This is a genomic window from Pseudoduganella lurida (assembly GCF_007830455.1).
GTDB lineage: Bacteria > Pseudomonadota > Gammaproteobacteria > Burkholderiales > Burkholderiaceae_D > Rugamonas > Rugamonas lurida.
The window spans coordinates 433,697-458,730 of the sequence record NZ_VLLB01000001.1 but is presented as its reverse complement, the minus strand read 5'-3'; the positions used below and the strand labels follow the sequence as shown (position 1 = coordinate 458,730).

Sequence of the window (25,034 nt, the reverse complement as noted above, 5' to 3'; positions counted from 1 at the left end):
GTCGATTACAGTTTCATGGCCCGCACATAGCCCGTCAGTTCCAGGTAGCCGCGCCCGACCGGCCGGCCATCGCGCCGCACCGTGACGGCGCCTTCCCAGTACACGGCGCCGGTCGAGCGCCGCGAGTCCAGTTCCTGGTCCTGCTGCAGGGGATCGAGCTGCCAGACGGCGCCGCCGGTGCCGATCGACAGCGCCACGGGATACTCGGCATTGGTGCGCGGCGAACGCCAGCGCGTGTGCGGCGTGAACCGCACATCGTCCGGGCCGAAATGCGTGATCTTACCCGAAGCGTCGCGCCACGTGGCATGGGCCCACAGCTGGCCGCCCTGCCGGTCGCGGATGCGGAATGCCATCAGCGCGCCGCCATCGTCCAGGTTGGCACCGACCCAGTCCCAGCCCGTGGCGTTTTCATCCAGGACCTGGCTGGACCATTCGTGGTCGAGCCAGGTGACGCCGTTGACGGCCACCGGCTTGCCGCCGGCCTCGGTGATGGTGCCGCTGGTGCGCAGCTGCGGCTTGCTGTAGTAGTAGCTGGCCTGGCCGGCCTTCGGCCCCTTTTGCGAATACCCGTTCTCGCCCTGCAGCAGCACGGGCTGCGTGGGTTCCAGCACCAGGTCGAGCGTGAAGTCGGCACCCGGCACCTTGACGCGGTAGCGGCCATCGGCGCCGCGCGTCATGCGCCAGTCGTCCAGTTTCACGTCCGTGTCCGTCTCGCTGGCAAACGCGAGGCCGAAACCGGCGCGCGCGCTTCTCTGGTCGTGCAGCAGTTTTTTCTGCGCCGGGTCGGACAGCGCGGCGTGGCCGATGATCAGCTGCTTCGGCGCGAAGGCGCTGGGGTTGTCCTGGTCCACGCCGGTACGGCTGCGGAAGAACGTGACCTGGTAGCCGACCGACTTGCCGGCGGCCGTCGTCAGCCAGCCCGTTGCATACCACCACTCGGTGCGGAACGCAGGGTGGGACCCGAAGTCGCGCGGGAAGACCAGCGGGCTGGCGGCCGTCAGCGGCGTCACGGCGCTGAACTGCGGCGGTGCCGCCAGCAGCGGGCCGCACAGGACCAGGAACAAGGCAAGCAGTAGACGCATCACCAGTCCTCCCGCACGGCGCGGATCGGGCCGCCCGACAAGGCCTGCCGGCCGGAGAGCAGCGCCGTCAGCATGCTGGCCGCCAGCAGCGCGGCGGCGACAGTGACCAGCAGCGGCCAGGGATAGTGCATCTGCATGGTCCAGTGGAAGGATTGCGGGTTGACGACATGGACGAGGATCAGGCTGATCGCCCAGCCGAGGACGAAACCGGTGGCGATGCCCAGCGCCGTCAGCGCGCCGCCTTCCAGGGCCAGGATGCCGAGGATCTGCCGGCGCGTGACGCCGATATGGCGCAGCATGCCGAACTCCTTCGAGCGGGCCAATGTCTGCGCCGAGAAGGTGGCCGCCACGCCGAACAGGCCGATGACGATGGCGATCGCCTCCAGCAGGTACGTGACCGCGAAGCTGCGGTCGAAGATGCGCAGCGACAGGGCGCGGATCTCGGACGGCGCCGTCACGTCGATCGCGGCGCCGAACGGCAGCGCCTTCAAGGCTGCCTGCACCCTGGCGGCGCTGGCATCCTTGGTCACCCACAGCGCGGCGTCGCTGACATCGGCGTCGCCCGTCAGCCGCACGTAATCGCCCCGCGCGATGGCCACGGCGCCATTCACGCGCGCGTAGTCTCGCCAGATGCCGGCGACAAAGAACGGCCGGCTGGCCCCGGCCAGCGGCAAGTCCAGCGTGGTGCCGGCGCGGATGCGGTACAGGTCGGCCATCGCTTCCGACACCCAGGCAAGCGGCAGGTTGCCGGCCGTTTGCGGCACGGCGTCGCCCACCAGCACCATCGAACGTCCCGGTGCGGCCGGATCGACATCGCGTGCCAGCAGCGCCACGTTCGGGCGGTCCGGTGCGATCGAGACGGAGCGCAGACGCAGGAATTCGGCGCGGGCGATGCCGGGCGCCTGGCGGATCGCTTCCTGTTCGCGCGGCGTCAGGCCGGACGTGCCGCCGGCACTGGCGGTACGGGCGTACAGGTCGGCCGGCAGCACCTGCAGGATCCAGTTGTCGACGGAGACGCGGAAGCTGGCCACCATGATGGCCATCGCCACCATCAGCGAAAAGCTCGACAGCACGCCGCCCAGCGCGATGCCGGCCTGGCCGGACGCATTGGCCAGCCGCGCCAGGGTCAAGGTCGGCACGGCAGGAGTGGCGCTCCGGTGCGCGGTGGCGGCAGTCCAGCGCGCATGCGCAAAGCGGAATGCCAGCGCGGCGATGCGGGGCATCAGCGCTATGCCGCCGATCAGCAGCAGGGCGATCGACAGGTAGCCGAACACGGGCAGCTCGAAAACCGGCGGGAGCCGGGAGAACAGCAGGGCCAGCGCCAGGGCGGCCAGCGCGGGCCATGGACGGGTCAGGCGCCGCAGCGCCACCTCGTCCGCACCGGATTTGAGTGCGATGGCGGGCGTGGCGCGCGCCGCTTCCCAGGCCGGCGTCAGGCAGCCGAGCAGGGCGACACCGACGCCGAGCGCGAAATAGACAAATGCGGCAACCGGCGTGAACTGCACCTGCGGCTGCACGCCCGCGAAGTAGCCGGCACCGAGGTCGCCGCCAAAGAACCGCAGCGCCACCGCGGCGATGCCGTAGCCGCCGGCGATACCGAGACCGGCGCCAACGACGCCGAGACAGGCACCTTCGATGAGCACCTGGCGCAGCAGCCGGTGCCGCTCCAGGCCCAGCACGCGCAGCAGCGCGAACTGGCTGCGGCGGCGCATCACGGACAGCGCCTGCGTGGAGAAGACGAGGAAGGCGCCGGTGAACAGGGCGACCAGTGCCAGCACGCTCAGGTTGACGCGGTAGGCGCGACTCAGGTTGCTGTTGCGGCTTTCCTGGTTCGCGTCGTTCGGCCGGCCCACCTGGAAGCGGCCCGGATAGTCGCGCGCCAGCTCCTGCGCGAGGGCTGCCTGGAAGGCGTTGCGGTCGACGCCATCGCGCAGCTTCAGGTCCACACGCGACAGCTTGCCGACCCGGTCGAAGCGCCATTGCGCGGCGCCGATATCCATCACGCCGAGCTGCTGGCCCACGCGGGCACGCTGTAGCGAGCCGGCCACGCGCAGGGTCAGTTCGCCCGTGCCGCGCTGGAACGTGACGCGGTCGCCGGGCTGCACGCCCAGCCAGCGCTGCGCGGCCGGCGACAGGAACAGCGCATCGTCGGCCAGCGTGTCGGCCGCGTCACTGCTGGCCGGCGCGCCGATCAGGTCCGGCGTGATGTAGCCGGCGCGGAAGACGTCGAGCCCGACGATTTTCAGGGGCTGCGTGCCGCCCGGCAGCGATGCGGCGATTTCCAGCACCGGGGAGGCAATGGCCACGCCGGGCCGCGCCGCGAGTCGCCCGTAGATCGCTTCGTCGAACACGGGCTCGGTACCGCTCACCTGGACATCGGCCTGGCCGGACAGGCTTTGCACGGCCGCCGAGAATTCGTTGAAGGCGGCGGCGTTGATCAGGTGGATCGCGAAGCCGAGGGCGACGCCGACGGCGATGGCGGCAACGGCGGTGAGCGTGCGCACCGGGTGGGCGCGCCATTCACCGAGCAGTAACCAGCGGGAGAGCGTTTGCAGCGAGGAGGGACCGGATGTCTGCATCGAACCTACGCGCATTCGACGTCGTGGCGCTCGCCGGCACGCCGGGCACGCAGCCTGGCTGCTTCCGCCGCTTGCGGCGACGCGCGGCGGGCATCGTCCTCGGCCCACTTCTGCGCGAGCTTGAGTTTGTCGCAGCGCTGGCGTTTTTGCGCGGCCATGCGCTGGCGCGCCGCATCTTCCCGGTCCTGCCGCGCGTCCTGCGCGAGCCGCTGCTTCTCCAGCTTCTTCGATTCGGCCTGCAGGCGTTTCAGCTCGCCCATTGCCACCCGATCGGGCGCGGGCGCAGCCGGCGAGGCGAGCACGGTTTCCCGGCCACGCTCGCAGGGCGCCTCCGAATACGTGACGGGCTTGCCCTCCAGCGCGCACTTGTAGATCTGCGCGTGGACGGGCAAGGCAAACGAAGCGGCGACCAGAAAGGGCAGGCGGTTCACAGGATCTTCCCCGGGTTCATCAGGTTGTGCGGATCGAGCGCGCGCTTGATGGCGCGCATCAGCGCCAGTTCCACGGGCGACTTGTAGCGCGCCAGCTCCTCGCGTTTCAGCGCGCCGATGCCATGTTCGGCCGAGATCGAGCCGCCGAAGGCCGCCACCGCATCGTGCACCACGCGGTTGACCTTCTCCTGGTTGACGAGGAAGGCTTCGTTGTCGATGCCGGACGGCGGCGCCACGTTGAAGTGCAGGTTGCCGTCGCCCAGGTGGCCGAAGCACACCAGCCGGCAGCCGGGAAAGGCTTCCTGCAACCGCGGTTCGGTGCTGGCGATGTAGTCGGCGATGCGCGAGACGGGCAGCGAGATGTCGTGCTTGATGTTCTTGCCCTCCGCCGCCTGCGCCATCGAGATGTGTTCACGCACCTGCCACAGGCCGCGCGATTGCGCTTCGCTCGTGGCCACCACGGCGTCGTCGATGATGCCGCCTTCCAGCGCGGCCCCCACGGCCGATTCCAGCAGGCCGACGGCGTGCGCCTCGGACTCGCTGCTGGACAGCTCCAGCAGCACGTATTGGGGATGGGTTGCCGCGAACGGCCGCGGCAGCGCGGGAAAATGTCTTGCCACCAGTGCCAGGCAGTAGGCCGACATCAGTTCGAAGCCCGTCAGGCTGGAGCCGGCGCGGTCCTGGACCAGCGACAGCAGCTGCAATGCCTGCGCGGGCGACCGCAATGCGGCCAGTGCGGTGATCGAGGCTTTCGGCGCCGGATACAGTTTCAGCACCGCGCCCGTGATGATGCCCAGCGTGCCTTCCGCGCCGATGAACAGGTCGCGCAGGTCGTATCCCGTGTTGTCCTTGCGCAGGCCGGTCAGGCCGGACCAGAGGTCGCCGGCCGCCGTCACCACTTCCAGGCCCAGGCACAGTTCGCGCGCGTTCCCGTAGCGAAGAACGCCCGTGCCGCCCGCGTTCGATGACAGGTTGCCGCCGATCGTGCAGGTGCCTTCGGATGCCAGCGACAGCGGGAACAGGCAGCCGGCAGCCGCTGCCGCCGCCTGCACGTTCTGCAGGATGCAGCCGGCATCGACGGTCATCGTGCGGTTCACGGGGTCGATGGCGCGCACTCGGTTCAGCCGCGCCAGCGACAGCACGACGGCATTGCCCTGCCCATCGGGCACGCTGCCCAGCACCAGGCCCGTGTTGCCGCCTTGCGGGACGACCGGCACGCCCGCCGCAACACACGCCCGCACCAGTGCCGCCACTTCCTCGACGGTGCCGGGCCGCAGCACGGCCAGCGCGCGGCCCGTGTACCGGCCGCGCCAGTCGCGCAGGAACGGCGCCATGTCGGCCGGGCCGTCCAGCACGTTCGCTGTGCCGACGATCGCCCGTAAATTGTCCAGGAAGGCGCTCACGGCTTACTTGAATCCCTGGCCGTTGCGGCCGCGCGCCACCTTGTCGAGTAGCTCCTGCGCGGCCTTCTTCGCGGCGCGCTTGTACGGGTGGACGTACCACAGCGCGCAGATGAAGAACACCAGCACCAGCGCCGCCTCGCCCCAGCCCAGCCACGGCATGGCCTTGTCGCTCCAGCCGCGCACCACGCCTTCGGTGAAGTAGGCCAGGATCATCATCGACGACCACTGCAGCGTGTACAGGTCGCGCTTGATCACGCCGATCAGTGGAAACAGCAGCGGTGCCGCCTTCAGGGCCAGCCAGGACCCGCCCGGATGGAGCGGCGCCAGCACCAGTTCCCAGGCCAGGCACCAGGCGATCAGCACGGCCACGCTGGCCAGCGCGCCCCACCAGGCGAGGTTGTGCCGGCCCCGTGCCATCAGCGGCCTCCGGCCAGGCGCAGCGCCGTTTCGGCCAGCCGCTTGCCCTGCGCGACGGCGAGGCGTTTTTCCTCGTCCGTGACGGGCTTGCGGCCATCCAGGCCGGCCCAGTGGCTGGCGCCGTACGGCGTGCCGCCGCTGGACGTGGTCATCAGGTCGGGATTGGTGTAGGGCAGGCCGACGATCAGAAGGCCGTGGTGCAGCAGCGGGATCATCATCGACAGCAGCGTGGATTCCTGGCCGCCGTGCAGGCTGCCGGTGGAGGTGAACACGCTCGCGGGCTTGCCTGCCAGCGTGCCGGCCAGCCATTCGCTCGACGTGCCGTCCCAGAAATACTTCATGGCCGATGCCATGTTGCCGAAGCGGGTGGGCGAGCCGACGGCGATGCCGGCGCATTCCTGCAGGTCCGCCGCTTCCACATACGGTGCGCCTTCGGCCGGCACGTCGGGCGCGGTGGCTTCCGCAACGGTGGACACGCCGGGCACGGTGCGCAGCCGGGCATCGCAACCGGGCACGCTCTCGATGCCCCGGGCGATCAGTTCGGCCAGTTTGCGGGTGGCGCCGTGCCGGGAATAGAACAAAACAAGGATAATCAGATTGGGCGCGTTCATCGTTGGTATTATAGAACGCTTTACAGGGTGCCACGGGCGCACAGGAAGGTGCATTTGAAGTACGTCTCGCCGATCGTCGGAGTCATTGCGCGCAGCTGCGGCAGGGGAGTGGCGGCGCTGCGCGCGCTGTCCTGGGGCGAGGTGCGCGACCTGTGCCTGTTCGCGCAGCGCCGTCTGCGCGAGGAAAGCCTGCCGCAGGTGGCCGGGGGCCTCACGTTCACCACCGTCTTCGCGCTGGTGCCGGTGCTGACCATCGCCCTGGCCGTGTTCACCACCTTCCCGATGTTCAATACGCTGCGGGGCGCGCTGGAAGCCTGGTTCATCCAGAGCGTGATGCCGAAGGCGATCTCGAACACCATCATGTCCTACCTGACGACGTTCGCATCGCAGGCCACGCGCCTGTCGGCCGTGGGCGCCGTCACGCTGATGGTCACGTCGGCGGCCATGATGGGCATGATCGAGCGCGTGTTCAACCGCATCTGGCGCGTCAATGCCGAGCGGCGCTGGACCCGGCGCATCCTGGTCTACTGGGCCCTGATCACGCTGGGCCCGCTGCTGCTGGGCGTGTCGATCACGCTGTCGGCCTATTTTTTCTCGGCCACGTCCACGCTTGTCGGTGCCGTGTTCGGCACGCTGTTCTACGCGATCGTGTCGGTGCTGGTGACCACTGCCGGGTTCACGTTCCTGTACATGGTGGTGCCGAACAAGGTGGTGGACTGGCGCGATGCGCTGGGCGGCGGCCTGCTGGCCGGCCTGGCGTTCGAGCTGGCCAAGCGGGGCTTCGCCGTGTTCATCACGCAGTTTCCCACGTACTCGAAGATCTACGGCGCGCTGGCCGCGCTGCCGCTGTTCCTGCTGTGGGTGTATGTGTCGTGGATGATCACGCTACTGGGCGCCCTGCTGGCCGCCGCACTGCCGGTGGTGAAGTACGAGCGCTGGTGGTACGAGCCGGCGCCCGGCGCCGCCTTCGTCGACGCAATGGCGGTGCTGAAGGTGCTGCACGTGGCGAGTGTGTGCGGTGACACGGCCCTGGTCGACATGGCGACGATCCGCGCCCGCACCCGGCTCGGCTTCGACGAGATGGAGACGCTGCTCGAGCAGATGGAAGAGAAGGGCTGGGTTGGCCGGGTGCGTACCGAGGCCGTCCCGCGTGTGCAGTTCGGCAAGCATGTGAGCGATCCCGGCGACGGCTGGGTGCTGCTGGCCAATGCCGACCAGCTGACGCTGGCCGATGTCTACCGCCAGTTCGTGTTCGGCGGCATGGCCGTCAACGCCGGCGCTGCCAACGAATCGGACGATCCGCGCGACGTGCAGGCCCGCATCGAGGCGGCGCGGCTGGCCCGGCAGGTCGAGGAAGCCGTCGAGGGTGGGCTGGGCCGCACGCTGGCCGAGCATTTCGGGCCGCTCGACTGCGGCTGATCCGCGGTGGCCCCGCTCACACCCGTTGCCCGTGCGCGCTGGCTTTTTTGACGGGCATACGCTACATTGCCCCATGACCTGGGATTGAACGCCAACGCACGGCGTTCGATTTGCTCGTTTGAATTTGCATCGCATCTTTGCATCCGACTCATTGAGCTGCACGGCAGCAGCGGACAGGACGGCCACCATGAAAGTCTCAGAAATCCTTCAAGTGAAGGGCAACATCCTTTACACGATCACCCCGGACCAGCCGCTGGTGGAAGCGGCCAACACGATGGCCGAGAAGGACATCGGCTCGCTCGTCGTGATGGAATACGGCGACCTGGTGGGCATGCTGACGTTCCGCGAGGTGCTCAAGGCGCTGCACGCCAACGAAGGCACGATCGGCGGCGGTACCGTGCGCCGGCACATGGACGACCACCCGATCACCGTCACGCCGGATACCGATGTGAACGAGGTGCGCCGCATCATGCTGGAGAAGCACGCGCGCTACCTGCCGGTGATGAACGCCAAGACGCTGCTTGGCGTGATCTCGTTCTACGACGTGGCGCGTGCCGTGCTGGAAGCGCAGAGCTTCGAGAACCGCATGCTCAAGGCCTATATCCGCGACTGGCCCGCCGAGGACGAAGCGGCCGACCGCGCGCACTGAACACGAACGCCGCGCTGCGCTGGCACTAGGCCCGCCGGGCTTCTTCGCCGCGCAGCCATTCTTCCAGTTCGCCGGCCGCCATCGGCCGGGCGAACAGGAAACCCTGCGCCAGCGGGCAGCCGAGGTGGTACAGCACCTGGGCCTGCCGCTCGTCCTCCACGCCTTCCGCCACGATCGACAGCCCCAGGTTGCGCCCCAGCTGGATCACCATCTCGGCGATGCTGCTGCCCCGCGAGGAACCGGTGATCTCGGTGACGAACGCGCGGTCGATCTTCAGCCGGTCCACGCGCAGCCGCTGCAGGTGCGACAGCGACGAGAAGCCGGTGCCGAAATCGTCGATGGCGATGTGCACGCCGGTTTCCTTCACCTGTGCCAGCATCTGGGCCAGCAGGTCCGGCTCCTCCATCGCCATCGATTCGGTGATCTCCAGCTCGAGGAAGTGCGGCGGCGCGCCCGTGTCCTGCAGTGCGCGCCGCAGCATCGGGAGGAACTGCGGGTGGCGGAACTGCACCTGCGAGACGTTGACGGACATGGTGAAATCCTCGTGCCCCGCGGCGCGCAGCCGTACCAGCTCGGCGCAGGCGGTGCGCAGCACCCATTCGCCGATGTCGATGATCAGGCCCGAATATTCCGCGATGGGGATGAAGCGGTCCGGCGAGACGAACTTGCCGTCCGCCGTGCGCCAGCGCAGCAGCGCCTCGGCGCCGACCGGCCGGCGTGTCGTCAGGTCCATCTGCGGCTGGTACATCAGGAACAGCTCGTGCTTGCTGAAGGCGGAGCGCAGCGCGTGCATCATGCGCACCCGCTCGCGGATCTCCACGCCCATGCTGCGCGTGAAATAGAAGTGGCCGGAGCGCTGCTGGGTCTTGGCGCGCTTGAGGGCGATGTCGGCATCCTTCAGCGCATCGGTGCCGCTGCCGTCGTGTTCCGCCAGCCGCACCAGGCCCAAGGTCGCCGTGACCTGCACGGTCTGGCCTTCGATGTCGAAGGGCTGGTTGAACAGCGCCAGGATGCCGCCCGGGTGGACCTGGATCGCGTCGCCCAGCACGCAGAAGATGTCGCCGCCGATGCGCGCCACGGTGGCCTGGCGGTCCAGGCTGTCCTGCAGTCGGCCCGCCACGGCGGCCAGCAGCATGTCGCCGAATTCGTGGCCCAGCGCGTCGTTCGTTTCGGCGAAGTGGTCCAGGTCGACGAGGCACAGCGTGGCTTCCCGGCGCGCCGGGCTGGCCAGCGTGGCATCGAGCAGCTCGATCAGGCGCGTGCGGTTGGGCAGCTTCGAGAGCGTGTCGTAGAACGCCGCATCGTGCAGGTGCGTCATCAGCTCGACGTTGTCGAGGCCGACGGAGACATTGGCGGCGAACACGTCCAGCAGCCGCTGCTCCAGGTCCGACGGCCGGCGCGTTACGCCCAGCAGGGCGCCGAACGCGCGGCGTGTCTTGCCGGACAGGTTGAGCGCCACCGCATCGTCGTCGTACAGGTTGCGCCGCTCGGCCAGCGCGCGCGCCAGCAGGGGCGGCATGCTGTCGCCGCCGGCGCCGAAGCGGCTGCCCTCGCGGCGGGCCCAGGGGCCGCAGGCGGCGATCACGTCCATGCCGTCCGTGCCTTCCGCGCACAGCAGGCCGCACGCGGGCTGGTCCAGCAGCGCCGCTGCCTCGTCCAGCGCGCCGGCCGCGAAGCTGCGGACGCCGTGCAGCGACATCATCGACGTGCTGGCCTGGACGATCCGGTTCAGCCCCCGGTGGCTGGCACTGATGCGGCAGATCTGTTCGTAGGAACGGATGGCCGCCGTGACGGTGGTGTACAGCTTGATGCGGGTGAGTTCGGACTTGGTCTTGTAGTCGTTGATGTCGAAATCGCGGATGGCATCGATTTCGGGCGCGTAGCCGGGCTGGCCGGTGCGCAGGATGATGCGCACGTCCGCCAGCCTGAGGGTTTCACGGATGTGGCGCACCAGGTGCAGGCCGGCATCGTCGTGCTCCATCACCACGTCCAGCAGGATGACGGCGATGTCCCGCTCGTGCTGCAGCTTGTCGCGCGCCTCGGCGGCGGAGTAGGCGTGCACGAATTCCAGCGGGCGGCCCTGCATGTCCAGGTTGCCCAGCGCGAAGGTGGTGGTCGAGTGCACGTCTTCGTCGTCATCGATGATCATCACGCGCCAGACGGCATGGGGCGCGGCGCCTGCCAGGGGCGCCGACGGCTCGTCCAGGAACACGAGATCGTCCGGCTCCGGCGCCTGCGCGACGGGGGGCGTGATCGATGGGGGCATGCGTCCTTCTCCAGAATGGGCCGTTTCCCGTACCCAGTATATAGCGGATAGATTGCGGATTGCTCGTTTGCCAGCGAAGTGATTATAAAGCGACGGCAATGAATTTCTCACAAGAATCGTTGCCGTGGAGTGCTTTATTGCCGAGTATGTTGTGCCAGGTGCAGCCCGTGCGGCGGCCGCGGCGCCGGGCGCTGGCCGCATCGATGCCAAAAGGGTAAAATTGCCGGTTTCTCCCGCTCCTTCAGGTCATCATGTCCGGTAATTCATTTGGCAAGCTGTTCACGGTAACGACTTTTGGCGAATCGCACGGACCGGCCATCGGCTGCGTGATCGACGGCTGCCCGCCCGGCCTGGCGCTGTCCGAAGCCGATATCCAGCCGGAGCTGGACCGCCGCCGTCCCGGTACCTCGCGCCATGTCACCCAGCGCCAGGAACCGGATGCGGTGCAGATCCTGTCCGGCGTCTACGAAGGCGTCACGACCGGCACGCCGATCGCGCTGCTGATCCGCAACGAGGACCAGCGCAGCAAGGACTACGGCAATATCGCGGACAGCTTCCGTCCCGGCCATGCCGACTACACCTACTGGCACAAGTATGGCGTGCGCGATCCGCGCGGCGGCGGCCGTTCCTCGGCGCGGCTGACGGCGCCCGTGGTCGGCGCCGCGGCGATCGCCAAGAAATGGCTGAAGGAGCAGTACGGCACCGAGTTCGCGGGCTGCATGCGCCAGCTGGGCGACATCGACGTGCCGTTCCAGGATTTCGCGCACGTGCCGTCGAACCCGTTCTTCGCGGCCACGGCCGATGCGGACCTGATCGAGCGCATGGAAACCTATATGGACGAGTTGCGCAAGGCCGGCGACTCGATCGGCGCGCGCATCGACGTGGTGGCAAGGAACGTGCCAGTGGGCCTGGGCCAGCCGATCTACGACAAGCTCGATGCCGACATCGCCTACGCGATGATGGGCATTAACGCGGTGAAGGGGGTGGAGATCGGCGCCGGCTTCGCTTCGGTCGCCCAGCGCGGTTCCGAGCATGGCGACGAGCTCACGCTGCAGGGCTTCGGCAGCAACCATGCCGGCGGCGTGCTGGGCGGCATCTCGACGGGCCAGGACATCACGGTGTCGATCGCCATCAAGCCCACCTCGTCGATCCGCACGCCGCGCCAGTCGATCGACCGCGCCGGCCAGCCCGTGACGGTGGAAACGTTCGGCCGGCACGATCCCTGTGTCGGTATCCGCGCCACGCCGATCGCCGAGGCGATGCTGGCGCTGGTGCTGATCGATCACGCGCTGATGCACCGCGCCCAGTGTGGCGACGTGCACGTGGCCACGCCGGATATCGCCCGCCTGGGCAAGTAGGATGGCGGCGCGCTGGACGCGCCTCCTGCCATGCCGGCCGGGTCTTCAGGCTGCGCGGTTGTTTTCCATTTCCGTGCGGTGGCGGCGTTCGACGGCCCGCACCACCAGCGCACGCAGGTCGTTGAGCAGCGCGAATTCCGTTTGCGACAGCTGGATCGGCGGGAACGTTTCGTCCCAGTCGCCATACAGGAAGCCGGCCGGCTGGCCGTTCGACGACAGCGGCAGGATCACGAAGCTGCGTGCCTCGGCCAGCGTGGAGCGCCACCATTCCGGCAGCTTGGCGGCGAACTTCGGGTCGCGCGCATTCTCGATGAAGATCACGCGGTCGCTGTTGAGCGCCGCATGGAATACGTTCGGCTCGTAGGCATCGTCGAACGACATGTTGGCCAGATGTTCCTTGGCGTCGCCGAAGCACATGCGCGCCACGTAGCGGCCTTCGCGGCGGTTGCGCACGAATGCCACGGCGCGCGAGAAATCGAGTCCCTTGAACACGGTTTCCAGCGCCACCGAGACCATCTGGCTCGGGCTGGCGGTGGCCACCATGCCGCGCATGTCGGCCAGGCCGCTCAGCAGGACGCGGTTGCCGGCGGCGCGCTGGCGCGTCTGGGCCAGCGCCTTGGCGCGGCGTTCGGCCGGTTTCGACAGGGGCGCGATCGTCAGGTCGTCGACGGCGGCCTCGCGGGCGCCCTCGATGGCCGCCCGCACCAGGTCCATCTGCAACCCCAGCATCGGTGCATAGGCCTGCGCCACACGCTCGACTTCGGCGGCGCCGGCTTCGTCGTCGTTCCACAGCGAGGCGGCGCAGCGGCGCGCCAGCGTGGCCACGCCGGCCACCCAGTCCGTGCCGACCGGCTTCACGTCGCCGTGTTCCAGTTCGTCCGGTTCGACCGTCCGCATGCCGGCCAGCAGGTTGCGCGGCAGGCCCCAGCGTCCCGCGGTGGCCAGGCCGATGTCGGCCAGCGAAATCCCCAGCACGGCGGGCGCTGCGGCATCCTCGTTGCCGGCGCCGCCATGGGCCTGCAGCGCCGCCCATTGTTCCGGCAGGTAGAACGTCACCATCATGCGGCCCAGCGTGTGCAGCATCGAGCAGACCACGGCTTCCTCCGTCTGCGGACTGTGCGCCAGCGTGGCCAGCTCGCGCGCCAGCAGGCCGGCCAGCACGGCCTTTTCCATCTCGATGTGGGCGTGCGTCGATTCCGGCGCGCCGGCCGTCAGTTCCTCGACCAGCTTCAGGCCCAGCGCCAGGTGGCCGATCGCCTCGGTGCCCAGCACCAGCACCGCTTTCGAGACCGTGTTGACGTGCTGGCCGAAGGCCGCGTACATGCTGCTGTTCGCGAGACGCAGCACCTTGTTGGTCAGCACGGGATCCGACAGCACCGTTTCCGTCATGCTGAACTGGCTGTCGTCCTCGCCCCGCATGGCGCCCAGCACGGCGGCGATGGCCTTGGCGAAGGCGGGCATGTCGCCCTGGCGGCGCGTGCGCTCCCACAGCAGCGCAAGGGTCTGGCGGCCGGCGGCGCCGGCGGGAAGGAAGGAATCGCTCATCGGACCGCCCGCAGCTGGGGTTCGTGCCGTGCCGGTCCCGCCACGCCGGCCGGCACGTCCGCGGCGCGCATCACGTCTTCGTAGTGCCGTTCGGTCAGCGCGGCGACCGCCACGTTGGCGGCCATCGGCTTGCCCGTCAGGTAGCCCTGCACGTACTGGCAGCCCCGTTCGTTCAGGTAGGCCAGCTGCGCTTCCGTCTCCACGCCTTCGGCCACCACCGACAGCGACAGGTGCTTGGCCAGGTCGAGCACGGCGTTGCAGATGGCGCCGTCCTTCTGCGATGCCGGCAGGTCGCGGATGAAGGCGCGGTCGATCTTCAGCACGGAGATCGGGAAGCGCTTCAGGTACGCCAGCGAGGAATAACCGGTGCCGAAGTCGTCGATGGCGATGCGGGCGCGCCGCTCGGCCATCTTGGCGAGGATGGTTTCGGCATGGGCGGGATCGATCATCAGGGTCCCCTCGGTGATCTCGAGCACGAGCTGCGCGCCCGACACGCCGGAAAAGGCCAGCGCGTCGTCCAGCACGTCGAGGAATCTGTCGTTGCGGAACTGGCGCGGGCTGATGTTGACGGAGATGTACAGGGGCCGCTGCGCCGCCTCCTCGAACTGCTTCAGCTGAACGCAGGCAGCCTTCAGCGCCCAGGCGCCCAGCAGGTTGATCAGGCCATTCGTCTCGGCGATGGGGATGAAGCGCACCGGCGGTACCATGCCCAGCGTCGGATGCTTCCAGCGCATCAGCGTTTCGAAGCCTTCGATCTCGCGCGTGCGGGCATCGACGATCGGCTGGTAGTAGAGCATGAATTCGCCTTCGCGCACGGCCTGGAACATGGCCGCCTCCAGCGAGATATCGTGTTCGGCGGGCGTGCTGTGGCGTGCGCTGTAGACGACGCATCGCGCCTTGCCGGTTTCCTTGGCGCGCGACAGCGCCGCATCGGCCAGCGCCACGAGGCGCACTTCGTCCTCGGCATGCTGCGGATAGACGGAAACGCCGATCGACGCGCCCACGTGGATGGTGTGCTCGCCGATCTCGAACGGCGCCTGCAGCGTGGCCAGCAGGCGCCCCGTGACGAGGCGGATCTGCTGCTCGGTGAAGGTGCCGGGGAGCACGGCCACGAATTCGTCGCCGCCGGTGCGGGCCAGCGTGTCGCTGTCGCGCAGGGTCTTGCGCAGGCGCGCCGCGGCCAGTTTCAGCAGCGCGTCGCCGGCCGGATGGCCCAGGCCATCGTTGACCTTCTTGAAGCCGTCCAGGCCGATCGTGGCCACCGAGAAGCCCTGGCCGGAACGGCGCGACTGGGCAATCGTCATGCGGATGCGGTCGGACAGCAGCAGGCGGTTCGGCAGGTCCGTCAGCGCATCGTGCGTGGCCAGGTGGCGCAGCCGCTGTTCGGTCGACAGCTGGGCCGTCAGGTCGCGGCCGATGGCCAGCAGTTCGAGGTTGCCGTCCGCCGCCGGGTAGGTGGACAGCCGCAGTTCGAAGGGGACGTCCCGCTCGCCTGCCTGTACGCGCACGTCCAGCCGGCCCACGCCCGTGTCCGGCAGTTGCGCCAGCGCGGCCTTCAGGGGAGCCTGGTCGAGCTCGCTCAGGAACGTCGCCAGCGCCACGTCGTGCAGTGGCTGCGCCTCGCCGATCAGCGCGGCGGCGCGGCGGCTGGCGAAGCGGATCCTCCCGGCCGCATCGAGACGGAAGACGATGTCGCCGGCCTCTTCGAGCATGCCGTCGATGGCATGCCGCTCGGCGCCGGGCGGGGTGATGGAACTGGACAGCATGCTCTGGTCGTCTTCGTGGGTGGCAGGGATGGTGGAGTGACCCGAAGGCCGACGTGGCGCATTCGACGGGCCGGTAATGCCGCCGGTACTGCATATACGATACAAGCAGGTGCAAATGTACCACTTCGATACGATAAAAACATGAAATCCGGCAACATTCTTCGATGTTGCTCATGAAAATGTTGCGATGCCCGTGAAAAACAGCGGCCCGTGCGTCACTGCAGGATTGCAAGCCAGCGACGGCGCATCCGGCCGTCCTTGCCTGTCCCGGCGCTTTTCGCTAGGCTGGGGGGCACGAAGAGCGAGGAGGCGGCGATGACCGGCGGACCCTACGACACGCATGCGGTGTTCAACCAGCCACCCGCGTTCGGGAACTTCAATCTGTTCGCTGCCGACACGGCCCTGCGCGAGGCACTCGGCAGGGAGGGCGGTGCCGCGGCCGTGCCAGACCTGCTGGCGCTGGGCGAGATGCTGGGCCGGGCGGAGACGCTCGACCTGGCCAGGCTGGCCAACCGGCACGGTCCCGTGCTGCACGGCTTCGATGCCGCCGGTCGCCGCATCGACGAGGTGGAATTCCATCCGGCCTGGCATGCGCTGATGCGGCTGTTTGTCGGCGCCGGCGCGCATGCGTCGCCCTGGGATGGGACGGAGCCGGCCGGACAGGTGGTGCGCGCGGCACGCTACATGCTGTTCGGGCAGGTGGAGAACGGCTCGCAGTGTCCCGTCACGATGACGTATGCGAGCGTGCCGGCGCTGCGCCAGTCGCCTGCGCTGGCGGCTGGCTGGCTGCCGAAGATACTATCGCGCGAATACGATCCGCGGCCGCTGCCCGTGCATTTGAAGTCCGGCGCTCTGATCGGCATGGGCATGACGGAAAAGCAGGGCGGCTCGGACGTGCGCAGCAATACCACGCACGCCGAGCCCATGCTGCCTGCCGAGGCGCGGGCAGTGTTCGGCGACGAGGCCGACGGTGTCTATCGCCTGGTTGGCCACAAATGGTTCTTCTCGGCGCCGCAGGCCGATGCTCACCTGGTGCTGGCGCAAACCGAGGCGGCGGGCAATACCGGCCTGTCCTGCTTCCTGGTGCCGCGCTTCCTGCCGGACGGCACGCGCAACGGCGTGCGCATCCAGCGCCTGAAGGACAAGGTGGGCAACCGTTCGAATGCCTCATCCGAGGTCGAATTCACGGGCGCCTTCGGCCACCTGCTGGGCCAGGCCGGGCGGGGCATTCCCACGATCCTGCAGATGGGCAGTCACACGCGGCTGGATTGCATCCTGGGTACGGCGGGCACGATCCGTGCGGCGCTGACCCACGCCCTGCACCATGCGCGCCATCGCCACGCGTTCGGCAAGCCACTGGACCGGCAGCCGCTGATGCAGAACGTGCTGGCCGACCTGGCGCTCGAGTCGGAAGCCGCCACGGCCTTCGCACTGCGGCTGGCGCGCTGCTACGATCATCCGGCCGATGCGGGCGAGGCGGCCCTTGCCCGGCTGCTCACACCGGCCGGCAAGTACTGGATCTGCAAGCGCGGCCCCGGCTTCGGCGCGGAGGCGATGGAAGTCGTCGGCGGCAGCGGCTACGTCGAGGACAGTCCGCTGGCGAGGCTGTACCGCGAACTGCCCGTCAATTCGATCTGGGAAGGTTCCGGGAACGTGATGTGCCTGGACGTGCTGCGCGCCTGCGCCCGCTCGCCCGCGGCAGCGGAGGCACTGGCAGCGGAACTCGCGATCGCGGGAACGGCCAATGCGGACTACGCGGCGTTCACCGCGCGGTTGCGGCAGGATCTGGCGGTGGCGCCCTCCGAAGAATTTGGCGCCCGCGTGCTGGCCGAGCGCATCGTGCTGGCCGTGCAGGCGGGACTGCTGCTGCGCCATGCGCCCGGCATCGTGTCGTCTGCCTTTATTGCTTCGCGGCTGGCGCGCGAACCGGGCGGCGCCTACGGGCGGCTGCCGGCCGGCACGGACTGCGCGGCGCTCATCGCCCGGGCCTGGCCGGGACCCTGACCGGCATTTTCAGGCCGCCATAGACAGCGCGGGCACCGGACTGGGATAATGCGGGACGCAAACCGTCCGTACCAAGCCAACCAACATGAAACAAGATCCGCGCTTCCCGAACCTCTTCATCACCGATCACCCGCTGATCCAGCACAAGCTGAGCCACATGCGCGACAAGAGCACGTCCACGCGCACGTTCCGCGAGCTGCTCAAGGAAATCACGCTGCTGATGGGCTATGAGATCACCCGCGACCTGCCGCTGACCACGCGCGAAATCGATACGCCGCTGATGACGATCGATGCACCCGTCATCGCCGGCAAGAAGCTGGCCGTCGTGCCCATCCTGCGCGCCGGCATCGGCATGAGCGATGGCCTGCTGAACCTGGTGCCATCGGCCCGCGTCGGCCACATCGGCGTGTTCCGCGATCCGGAGACCCACCAGCCGGTGGAATACCTGGTGCGCCTGCCGGACCTGGTGGACCGCGTCTTCATCCTGTGCGATCCGATGGTTGCGACGGGCAATTCGGCCGTGCATGCGGTGGACGTGCTGAAGAACCGCGGCGTGCCTGACGAACAGATCATCTTCCTGGCTCTCGTGGCCGCACCGGAAGGCGTGCAGGTGTTCCAGAACGCCCACCCCGGCGTGAAGATCTATTGCGCCTCGCTCGATTCGCACCTGAACGAGCATGCCTACATCATCCCGGGCCTGGGCGATGCGGGCGACCGCATCTTCGGCACCAAATAAGGAGCCCCCGTGGCATTGCCGGCCGATCCCGATTTCCGCGCCCAGCTGCGCGCGCTGGGCGACAAGTTCGCTGCCACTGTCCCGGAGCGGATGGCCACGATCGCCGACGCGCTGGCCGCTGCCGGCACCGCGCCGGACCAGGCCGCCCTAGAGAGGCTGCACCATGCGCTGCACACCGTGGCCGGTTCCGCCGGTTCCTTTGGCTTCACCGTGCTGGGCAACCAGGCACGCCGCCTGGAGCAGGCGGTGCGGGCGTTGCTTGGTGGGGAGGGCACCTGGAGCGCGCTGGTGCCGCAAGTCGAAACCTACCTGGCATGGGCGGCCAGCGACCCCCGTGCGGACGAGTATTTATCGCACGATTGATAAAAATCAAACGCGCGACACGAATCTTGTCTATAGTTACACACATGCCGAACGAAACTGTGCGTGCATGAGTAACGAAAGCCAAAAGGGGAACAGCCCGAAAAGGCGTGGTGGAAAGCAGAAGAGAGGGAAGGCAAAGTGGTCAGCGATGCGCTGGGGCTGTTTTGCCGAATCTTTCTCGATGGTCTGATTAAATTCCGTGCAAAGCGATGCAAACAAGCCGCCGGCTTCTTCGGCGACCGAAATGCTGGGTCGTTTTAGCGGAGCGTCTGGCCCGCGATTTCCAGTCAGATGACTGAAAAACTTGCTGCGATTCACTGGATTTCGTCGTTCTAGCCCGGCAGTAGCAATTATTTTCGTCAAAACGTGCCGAAAACGTGCCTCATGACGTACTTTTGGCCCGGTATTCGGTATAATGCGGGATCGTTTAGATTCAAGCGTATTGCAGTTGGTCTGCCATTGCATACTTGCTTCAAACGATATCACGGGCGCAAGCTCATTTAACTGTAATAGGAATTGTAATGGCAACTGGTATCGTAAAATGGTTCAATGATTCGAAGGGTTTCGGCTTCATCACCCCTGACGAAGGCGGCGAAGATCTGTTCGCTCACTTCTCGGCGATTCAATCCGCTGGCTTCAAATCGCTGCAGGAGAACCAACGCGTATCCTTCGACGTGACCGCTGGCCCGAAAGGCAAGCAAGCTTCGAACATCCAGCCGATCTAATCTGCTTGGGTCAAACGAACTAAAAAAATCCTCGGTTTCCGAGGATTTTTTTTCGCCCAAAATTGGTTGATCTGTTCAACGATTGACGTTGTAGTAGCGATGGATCCGGTGGAGTAGGGCGGCGGCGACGGCGCTACGCCGGGCGCGCTGCGGCGAGACCGGCCATCTTGGCGAGACCGCTCATCTTGGCGAGACCGGTCATCGCGACGGCCTGTGTAAGGCGGTTGCTTGCAGTCTGCCGAGCAATTGGCGCTCAACCCGGCAGTGAGGCGCCTGCCTGGGTTCCGGTGCCGAAATAGTCCGGCTTCATGTAACTGCGGCGCAGGAATTCCACGAAGGCGCGGATCCGCAATGGCAAATGACGCCGTTGGGCGAAGACCGCATAAATGTCGTTGCCCGGCGCGGAGTACGCCTCGAGCACCGGCTGCAGCCGGCCCGCTTCGATATCGGCGCCCACTTCCCACATCGACCGCCACGCCAGCCCCTTGCCGGCCAGGACCCAGTCATGCAGCACGGCGCCATCGTTGCAGCGCATGTTGCCGGCCACCTTGACCGTGACAGCGCGGCCGCTGTCCTGGAAGGTCCAGCCCCGCTGGCTGCCTTCGCTGCTGATGGCCATGCAGTTGTGTCGCGCCAGGTCGTCCAGCGTGGCGGGTACGCCATGGCGCTGCAGATAGGCCGGCGTGCCGACGACGACGCGGCGGTTGTCCGCAAGTTTTACACTGACCAGGTTCGAGTCCTCCAGGCTGGCAATCCGGATGGCGACATCGACGCCTTCGCCGATCAGGTCGACGATCCGATCGTGCAGGTTCAGCGTGATGGTCACGTCGCGGTGCTCGGCCAGGAAGGAGGGCACCAGCGGCGCCACATGCTGCCGCCCGAAGCCGGCCGGCGCGGAAATCAGCAGATGGCCCGACGCATGCACGCTGCGTGCCGACACGGCCGCCTCGGCATTTTCCAGCTCGCCGAGAATGCGCTGGCAGTCCTCCAGGAACGCCGTGCCTTCGTCGGTCAGCACCAGCTTGCGCGTGGTACGCTGTAGCAGCTTGACGCCGAGGCGCTCCTCCAGCGCATCGAGCCGCCGCCCGATCACGGCAGGTGCGATGCCCTCGGCCCGCGCGGCGGCGGACAGGCTGCCCCGCGCGACCACTTCGACGAAGGTGGAAATCTGCCTGAACTGGCCCATCGGTCCTCTCTCATCCATGACAAATGCGCACAGATGAAGTGATAATTTGTCTCGTTTATCTATCGTTTCAGTCAATATACTGGAATCAATACTGTTCCGCCAGACACGCAAACCTAGGAGATCGACATGAGCATCACGCCACCTGCAGGGATGGACATCACGGGCGACATCGCGCCCGGCTACGAACGGGTGCTCACGCCCGAAGCGCTGGCGCTGGTCGCCAAGCTCACGCGCGCCTTCGAGCCGCGCCGCCAGGAACTGCTGGCCGCCCGCACCGTCCGTGCCCAGCGCCTGGATGCCGGCGAGCGCCCCGACTTCCTGTCCGCCACGGCGCACATCCGCGCCGGCGACTGGAAGATCGCGCCGATCCCGCCAGCCCTGGAATGCCGTCGGGTCGAAATCACCGGACCGGTCGACCGGAAGATGGTGATCAACGCGCTCAACTCCGGCGCGGACAGCTACATGACCGACTTCGAGGATTCCAACACGCCCAACTGGCATAACCAGGTCGGCGGACAGCTGAACATGATCGACGCGGTGCGCAAGACCATCACGCTCGAACAGAATGGCAAGTCCTACAAGCTGAACGACAAGACGGCCACGCTGGTGGTGCGGCCGCGCGGCTGGCACCTGGACGAGAAACACGTGCTGGTCGACGGCAAGCGCGTCTCCGGCGGCATCTTCGATTTCGCGCTGTTCATGTTCCATAACGCCAGGGAGCAGCTGGCCCGCGGCGCCGGCCCGTACTTCTACCTGCCGAAGATGGAATCGCACCTGGAAGCACGCCTGTGGAACGACATCTTCGTGATGACGCAGGACGAGCTGGGCCTGCCGCAGGGCACGATCAAGGCGACCGTGCTGATCGAGACCATCCTGGCCGCCTTCGAGATGGACGAGATCCTCTACGAGCTGCGCGAGCACAGCGCCGGCCTGAACGCGGGCCGCTGGGACTACATCTTCAGCTGCATCAAGAAGTTCAAGGTGGACCAGGATTTCTGCCTGGCCGACCGCGCCAAGGTGACGATGACCGCCCCCTTCATGCGCTCGTACGCGCTGCTGCTGCTGCAGACCTGCCACAAGCGCGGCGCGCCGGCGATCGGCGGCATGGCGGCGCTCATCCCGATCAAGAACGATCCGGAGAAGAACGAGACGGCGATGGGCGGCGTGCGTACCGACAAGGCGCGCGACGCCACGGACGGCTACGACGGCGGCTGGGTCGCGCACCCGGGCCTGGTCGACCTGGCGATGACGGAGTTCACCAAAGTGCTCGGCGACGCGCCCAACCAGATCGGCAAGCTGCGCCCCGATGTCAAGGTGACGGCGGCCGACCTGCTGTCCTTCCAGCCGGAAGCGCCGATCACGGAAGCGGGCCTGCGCTACAACATCAACGTGGGCATCCACTACCTGGGCAGCTGGCTGGGCGGGAACGGCTGCGTGCCGATCCATAACCTGATGGAAGACGCGGCCACGGCCGAGATCAGCCGCTCGCAGGTGTGGCAGTGGATCCGCTCGCCGAAGGGCGTGCTGGATGACCGCCGCAAGGTGACGGCGGACATGGTGCGCGCGATGATTCCGGAAGAACTGCCGAAGGTGAAGGCCGCCGCGCCGGACGGCACCAGCCCGAACTACGAACGCGCTGCACAGATCTTCGAGGAGATGTCGACGTCGGAATCGTTCGCCGAGTTCCTCACGCTGCCGCTGTACGAAGAGATCTAGCCGGCAGAACCTTCCTCGCGCGTCGCCAGAGGCGGCCGCGCGAGGAAGTCCTGCAGGCGCTGCTCGTCGATGCGCTGGCCGGCAATCCGGCGCAGCAGCAGGTCGATGCGGTCGCTGCCCCAGAACAGTTCACCCGCGTAGCCGAACGTGGGAACCCCGAACACGCCGGCCTCGATGGCCCGCTCCGTCGCGTCGCGTAGCGCCGCCTTGATCTCGGACGTTCTTGCCGCTCCCTGCAGCGCCGCGCCATTCAGGTCGCATTCGGCCGCCAGCTGCAGCAGCACCGCCGGGTTCGAGATATCCAGGCCCCGCTCCCAGCAGGCTTCCGACAAGGTGAAGGTAAAGCGGCGCCGGCCTGCCAGCGAACCGATCGCCAGGCACATGCGCAGTGCCAGCAGCGGATTGAACGGATGACCGGGCGGACCGCGGAATGTCAGTCCACCCGCCGCGGCGAGGCGCAGCACGTCGCGCACCATCAGCTCGCGCTTGGCCGGAATTTCAGCCGGCCCCTTCAGGCCATGCGCACCCAGTATCGCCGCAAACAGCACCGGTTCCATTTCCAGGTGCACCCCGGCCGCCTCGATGCGCGCGATCGCCTTCGTTGCCAGCCACGCGTAGGGGCTCACTGGGTCGTAGTAAAAGCGGACAGTCTCCATCGCGGTTCGTCCGGAAAATCCCTCAGAAAACGTTCTTCCATTCGCGCAGCGCGGCAAACACGGCCAGCGGCGGAGCGCCGGGGGATACCTTGTCCTGCGCCGCAAGTTCCGCTTCAATACCCGGCTCGCGATAGCGCACGAACGGGTTGGTGGCACGTTCCAGTGCAATCGTGCTCGGTACGGTCGGCACGCCGCGCGCACGCTTGGCCGTCTCGACTTCGCTACGTGCGCGCAGCGCTTCGTTATCCGGTTCGACCGCCGCGGCGAAGCGCAAGTTCGACAGCGTATACTCGTGCGCGCAAAAAACCTGCGTGGCAGGCGGCAGGGCGGCGAGCTTGTCCAGCGATGCCGCCATCTGTGCCGGCGTGCCCTCGAACAGCCGGCCGCAGCCGCCCGCAAACAGCGTGTCGCCGGAAAACAGCCAGGGTTCGCTACCGGCGCGGTGATAAGCGATATGGCCCTTCGTGTGGCCGGGTACGTCCAGCACGGACAGCGTCAGGTCCAGGCCCGGCACGGCCACCACATCGCCTTCGCCCAGCGGTTGCGTGACGGCGGCGATGCCATCGTGGCGCGGCCCGAAGACGGGCACATCGAAGCGATCCAGCAGCGCCGGCACGCCGCCGATGTGGTCACCGTGGTGGTGGGTGAGTAGAATGGCGGTAAGCGCCAGGCGGTGCTCGTGCAGCGCCGCCAGGATCGGCGCGGCATCGCCTGGGTCGACCACGGCGGCGCTCGCACCATCGTGGATGAGCCACAGGTAGTTGTCGTTGAAGGCCGGTACGGCCAGGACGTGCAGGGTATCGGTCACGGATTGATCATCGAAGCAGTAGTGAAGGGACGGCATGGATAGCGCAGCATCGGGAAAATCCATTATAGCGCTGGACAGCTGGCTGCAGACGCCGGCCGGCGTGTACGTGCGCGACTGGGAACAGCGCCGGCTGGACGAGCTCACGGCCGACATCTTCGGCTACAACGCCGTGCAGATCGGCACGCCGCTCGTCGACGCGCTGGCCGCCAGCCGCATGCCGCACAAATGGCTGGCCGACACCGTGCTGCGTCCGGCGGGCAGCGCGGGTGCTTCGGCGCGCCCGGTTGCGCTCACGCTCGATGCCGGCGAGCTGCCGTTCGCATCGCAGAGCATGGATCTCGTGGTGCTGCCGCACGTGCTGGAATACGCGGCCGAACCCCACCAGGTGCTGCGCGAAGTGGAGCGCGTGCTGATCCCGGAAGGCCAGCTGATCATCTGCGGCTTCAATCCGCACAGCCTGTGGGGCCTGCGCCAGGTGACGGCGCGCGTGACGGGCAACCGCTATCTCCCCGAAGCCGGCGAGTTCATCTCTATGCCGCGGCTCAAGGACTGGTTAAAATTGCTGAACATGGGCGTCAGCCACAGCCACTTCGGCTGTTACGCGCCCGCCTGTCGCACCGAACACTGGCTGAAGCGCTATGCCTTCATGGACCGCGCCGGCCCGCGCTCGTGGCCATATTTCGGCGCCGTCTACATGGTGCAGGCCATCAAACGGGTGAAGGGCATGCGGCTGATCGGGCCCGCCTGGAGCAGGAAATCCGCGAAGGCACCGGTAGCAGTGCCCGCAACGAACAAGCACAAGGAACATGGATAAAGTCGAAATTTTCACCGACGGCGCCTGCAAGGGCAACCCGGGTACCGGTGGCTGGGGCGCGCTGATGGTGGCGGGCGAAGCACAGAAGGAACTGTTTGGCGGCGAAGTCAACACCACCAACAACCGCATGGAACTGCGCGCGGTGATCGAGTCGCTCAATGCGCTCAAGCGTCCCTGCGACGTCACCCTTCACACGGACAGCCAGTACGTCCAGAAGGGCATCAGCGAATGGATCCACGGCTGGAAGGCGCGCGGCTGGAAGACGTCCACGAAGGAGCCGGTGAAAAATGCCGATCTGTGGCAGGCCCTCGATGTGGCGCAGGCCGTGCACAAGGTAGACTGGCGCTGGGTGCGCGGCCACAACGGCCATCCCGGCAACGAACGGGCCGACATGCTGGCCAACCGCGGCGTCGAGACGGTGCGCCGGAAGTAACCAGGCTCTGCCCGATGCCGCTTGCTATACTGCGCGGCTGTCCAGATCCACCCTGTATTGACTGAGT

General features: G+C 67.4%; 23 protein-coding genes. 10 read left to right on the top strand and 13 right to left on the bottom strand.

Annotated elements, in window-relative coordinates; genetic code table 11:
- Positions 1-5 precede the first annotated feature (5 nt).
- From IP91_RS02065 to wrbA, 6 genes are read right to left on the bottom strand one after another with little or no spacing between them, the layout of a single operon-like run.
- Positions 6-1,082, bottom strand: a complete 1,077-nt coding sequence (locus tag IP91_RS02065; RefSeq protein ID WP_145647105.1) for a lipocalin-like domain-containing protein — start codon at positions 1,080-1,082, stop codon at positions 6-8.
- Positions 1,082-3,661, bottom strand: a complete 2,580-nt coding sequence (locus IP91_RS02060; RefSeq protein ID WP_145647104.1) for an FtsX-like permease family protein — start codon at positions 3,659-3,661, stop codon at positions 1,082-1,084. The genes IP91_RS02065 and IP91_RS02060 overlap by 1 nt, the downstream gene beginning before the upstream one ends.
- Before the next feature lie 5 nt (positions 3,662-3,666).
- Positions 3,667-4,092: a DUF4124 domain-containing protein gene (locus tag IP91_RS02055; protein ID WP_145647103.1), complete on the bottom strand. Its 426-nt coding sequence runs from the start codon at positions 4,090-4,092 to the stop codon at positions 3,667-3,669.
- Positions 4,089-5,495: an FAD-binding oxidoreductase gene (locus IP91_RS02050; protein WP_229473745.1), complete on the bottom strand. Its 1,407-nt coding sequence runs from the start codon at positions 5,493-5,495 to the stop codon at positions 4,089-4,091. Before IP91_RS02050 ends, IP91_RS02055 begins: the two co-directional genes overlap by 4 nt.
- Before the next feature lie 3 nt (positions 5,496-5,498).
- On the bottom strand, positions 5,499-5,912 hold the full coding sequence (locus IP91_RS02045; protein WP_145647102.1) for a DUF2069 domain-containing protein: 414 nt from the start codon (positions 5,910-5,912) through the stop codon (positions 5,499-5,501).
- Entirely contained in the window at positions 5,912-6,523 is a 612-nt protein-coding gene (gene wrbA / locus IP91_RS02040; RefSeq protein WP_145647101.1) for an NAD(P)H:quinone oxidoreductase, read from the bottom strand. Before wrbA ends, IP91_RS02045 begins: the two co-directional genes overlap by 1 nt.
- Before the next feature lie 48 nt (positions 6,524-6,571).
- Between wrbA and IP91_RS02035 the strand changes: the two genes are divergently transcribed.
- Together IP91_RS02035 and IP91_RS02030 are read left to right on the top strand one after the other, a co-directional pair.
- A complete protein-coding gene (locus IP91_RS02035; RefSeq protein WP_145647100.1) occupies positions 6,572-7,942 on the top strand; it encodes a YihY family inner membrane protein in 1,371 nt (456 codons plus the stop codon).
- Between the two features lie 187 nt (positions 7,943-8,129).
- The gene (locus IP91_RS02030) at positions 8,130-8,591 is read left to right on the top strand and encodes a CBS domain-containing protein (protein ID WP_145647099.1); all 462 of its coding nucleotides are present in this window, start codon (positions 8,130-8,132) and stop codon (positions 8,589-8,591) included.
- Positions 8,592-8,616: 25 nt separating this feature from the next.
- Here the strand turns inward: IP91_RS02030 and IP91_RS02025 are convergent, their stop codons facing one another.
- Complete coding sequence (locus IP91_RS02025; protein ID WP_145647098.1) at positions 8,617-10,857, bottom strand: EAL domain-containing response regulator; 2,241 nt, start codon at positions 10,855-10,857, stop codon at positions 8,617-8,619.
- A gap of 251 nt (positions 10,858-11,108) precedes the next feature.
- Here IP91_RS02025 and aroC point away from each other — a divergent pair, with 251 nt between their 5' ends.
- Positions 11,109-12,215, top strand: a complete 1,107-nt coding sequence (gene aroC / locus IP91_RS02020) for a chorismate synthase (RefSeq protein WP_145647097.1) — start codon at positions 11,109-11,111, stop codon at positions 12,213-12,215.
- Between the two features lie 45 nt (positions 12,216-12,260).
- Here aroC and IP91_RS02015 read toward each other — a convergent pair whose 3' ends face one another.
- Positions 12,261-13,760: an HDOD domain-containing protein gene (locus IP91_RS02015; RefSeq protein ID WP_145647096.1), complete on the bottom strand. Its 1,500-nt coding sequence runs from the start codon at positions 13,758-13,760 to the stop codon at positions 12,261-12,263.
- Positions 13,757-15,526, bottom strand: a complete 1,770-nt coding sequence (locus tag IP91_RS02010; RefSeq protein WP_145647095.1) for a putative bifunctional diguanylate cyclase/phosphodiesterase — start codon at positions 15,524-15,526, stop codon at positions 13,757-13,759. Before IP91_RS02010 ends, IP91_RS02015 begins: the two co-directional genes overlap by 4 nt.
- Positions 15,527-15,841: 315 nt before the next feature.
- On the opposite strand from IP91_RS02010, the gene IP91_RS02005 reads away from it, so the two are divergent.
- The 3 genes from IP91_RS02005 (at position 15,842) to IP91_RS01995 (ending at position 18,629) form a co-directional block, all read left to right on the top strand.
- Positions 15,842-17,530, top strand: coding sequence for an isovaleryl-CoA dehydrogenase (locus IP91_RS02005; protein WP_145647094.1), 1,689 nt, complete (start codon positions 15,842-15,844; stop codon positions 17,528-17,530).
- A gap of 85 nt (positions 17,531-17,615) precedes the next feature.
- Positions 17,616-18,266 carry a uracil phosphoribosyltransferase gene (upp, locus tag IP91_RS02000; protein ID WP_145647093.1) on the top strand — a complete coding sequence of 217 codons (651 nt, stop codon included), beginning with the start codon at positions 17,616-17,618 and terminating at the stop codon, positions 18,264-18,266.
- Positions 18,267-18,275: 9 nt separating this feature from the next.
- Positions 18,276-18,629, top strand: coding sequence for an Hpt domain-containing protein (locus IP91_RS01995; RefSeq protein ID WP_145647092.1), 354 nt, complete (start codon positions 18,276-18,278; stop codon positions 18,627-18,629).
- A 36-nt stretch (positions 18,630-18,665) separates the two neighbouring features.
- Here IP91_RS01995 and IP91_RS01990 read toward each other — a convergent pair whose 3' ends face one another.
- Entirely contained in the window at positions 18,666-19,094 is a 429-nt protein-coding gene (locus IP91_RS01990) for a hypothetical protein (protein WP_145647091.1), read from the bottom strand.
- 56 nt (positions 19,095-19,150) lie between these two features.
- Here IP91_RS01990 and IP91_RS01985 point away from each other — a divergent pair, with 56 nt between their 5' ends.
- Positions 19,151-19,354, top strand: a complete 204-nt coding sequence (locus IP91_RS01985) for a cold-shock protein (protein ID WP_145647090.1) — start codon at positions 19,151-19,153, stop codon at positions 19,352-19,354.
- Positions 19,355-19,607: 253 nt separating this feature from the next.
- Here the strand turns inward: IP91_RS01985 and IP91_RS01980 are convergent, their stop codons facing one another.
- On the bottom strand, positions 19,608-20,540 hold the full coding sequence (locus IP91_RS01980; protein ID WP_145647089.1) for a LysR family transcriptional regulator: 933 nt from the start codon (positions 20,538-20,540) through the stop codon (positions 19,608-19,610).
- Positions 20,541-20,666: 126 nt separating this feature from the next.
- Between IP91_RS01980 and aceB the strand changes: the two genes are divergently transcribed.
- Entirely contained in the window at positions 20,667-22,256 is a 1,590-nt protein-coding gene (gene aceB, locus IP91_RS01975; RefSeq protein WP_145647088.1) for a malate synthase A, read from the top strand.
- Here the strand turns inward: aceB and IP91_RS01970 are convergent.
- Positions 22,253-22,912, bottom strand: a complete 660-nt coding sequence (locus IP91_RS01970; protein WP_145647087.1) for a 2-hydroxychromene-2-carboxylate isomerase — start codon at positions 22,910-22,912, stop codon at positions 22,253-22,255. The genes aceB and IP91_RS01970 overlap by 4 nt on opposite strands.
- A gap of 22 nt (positions 22,913-22,934) precedes the next feature.
- Entirely contained in the window at positions 22,935-23,756 is an 822-nt protein-coding gene (gene gloB, locus IP91_RS01965) for a hydroxyacylglutathione hydrolase (protein ID WP_145647086.1), read from the bottom strand.
- Here gloB and IP91_RS01960 point away from each other — a divergent pair.
- The gene (locus tag IP91_RS01960) at positions 23,755-24,534 is read left to right on the top strand and encodes a class I SAM-dependent methyltransferase (RefSeq protein ID WP_145647085.1); all 780 of its coding nucleotides are present in this window, start codon (positions 23,755-23,757) and stop codon (positions 24,532-24,534) included. The genes gloB and IP91_RS01960 overlap by 2 nt on opposite strands.
- Positions 24,527-24,967: a ribonuclease HI gene (gene rnhA / locus IP91_RS01955; RefSeq protein ID WP_145647084.1), complete on the top strand. Its 441-nt coding sequence runs from the start codon at positions 24,527-24,529 to the stop codon at positions 24,965-24,967. The genes IP91_RS01960 and rnhA overlap by 8 nt, the downstream gene beginning before the upstream one ends.
- Positions 24,968-25,034: the final 67 nt, after the last annotated feature.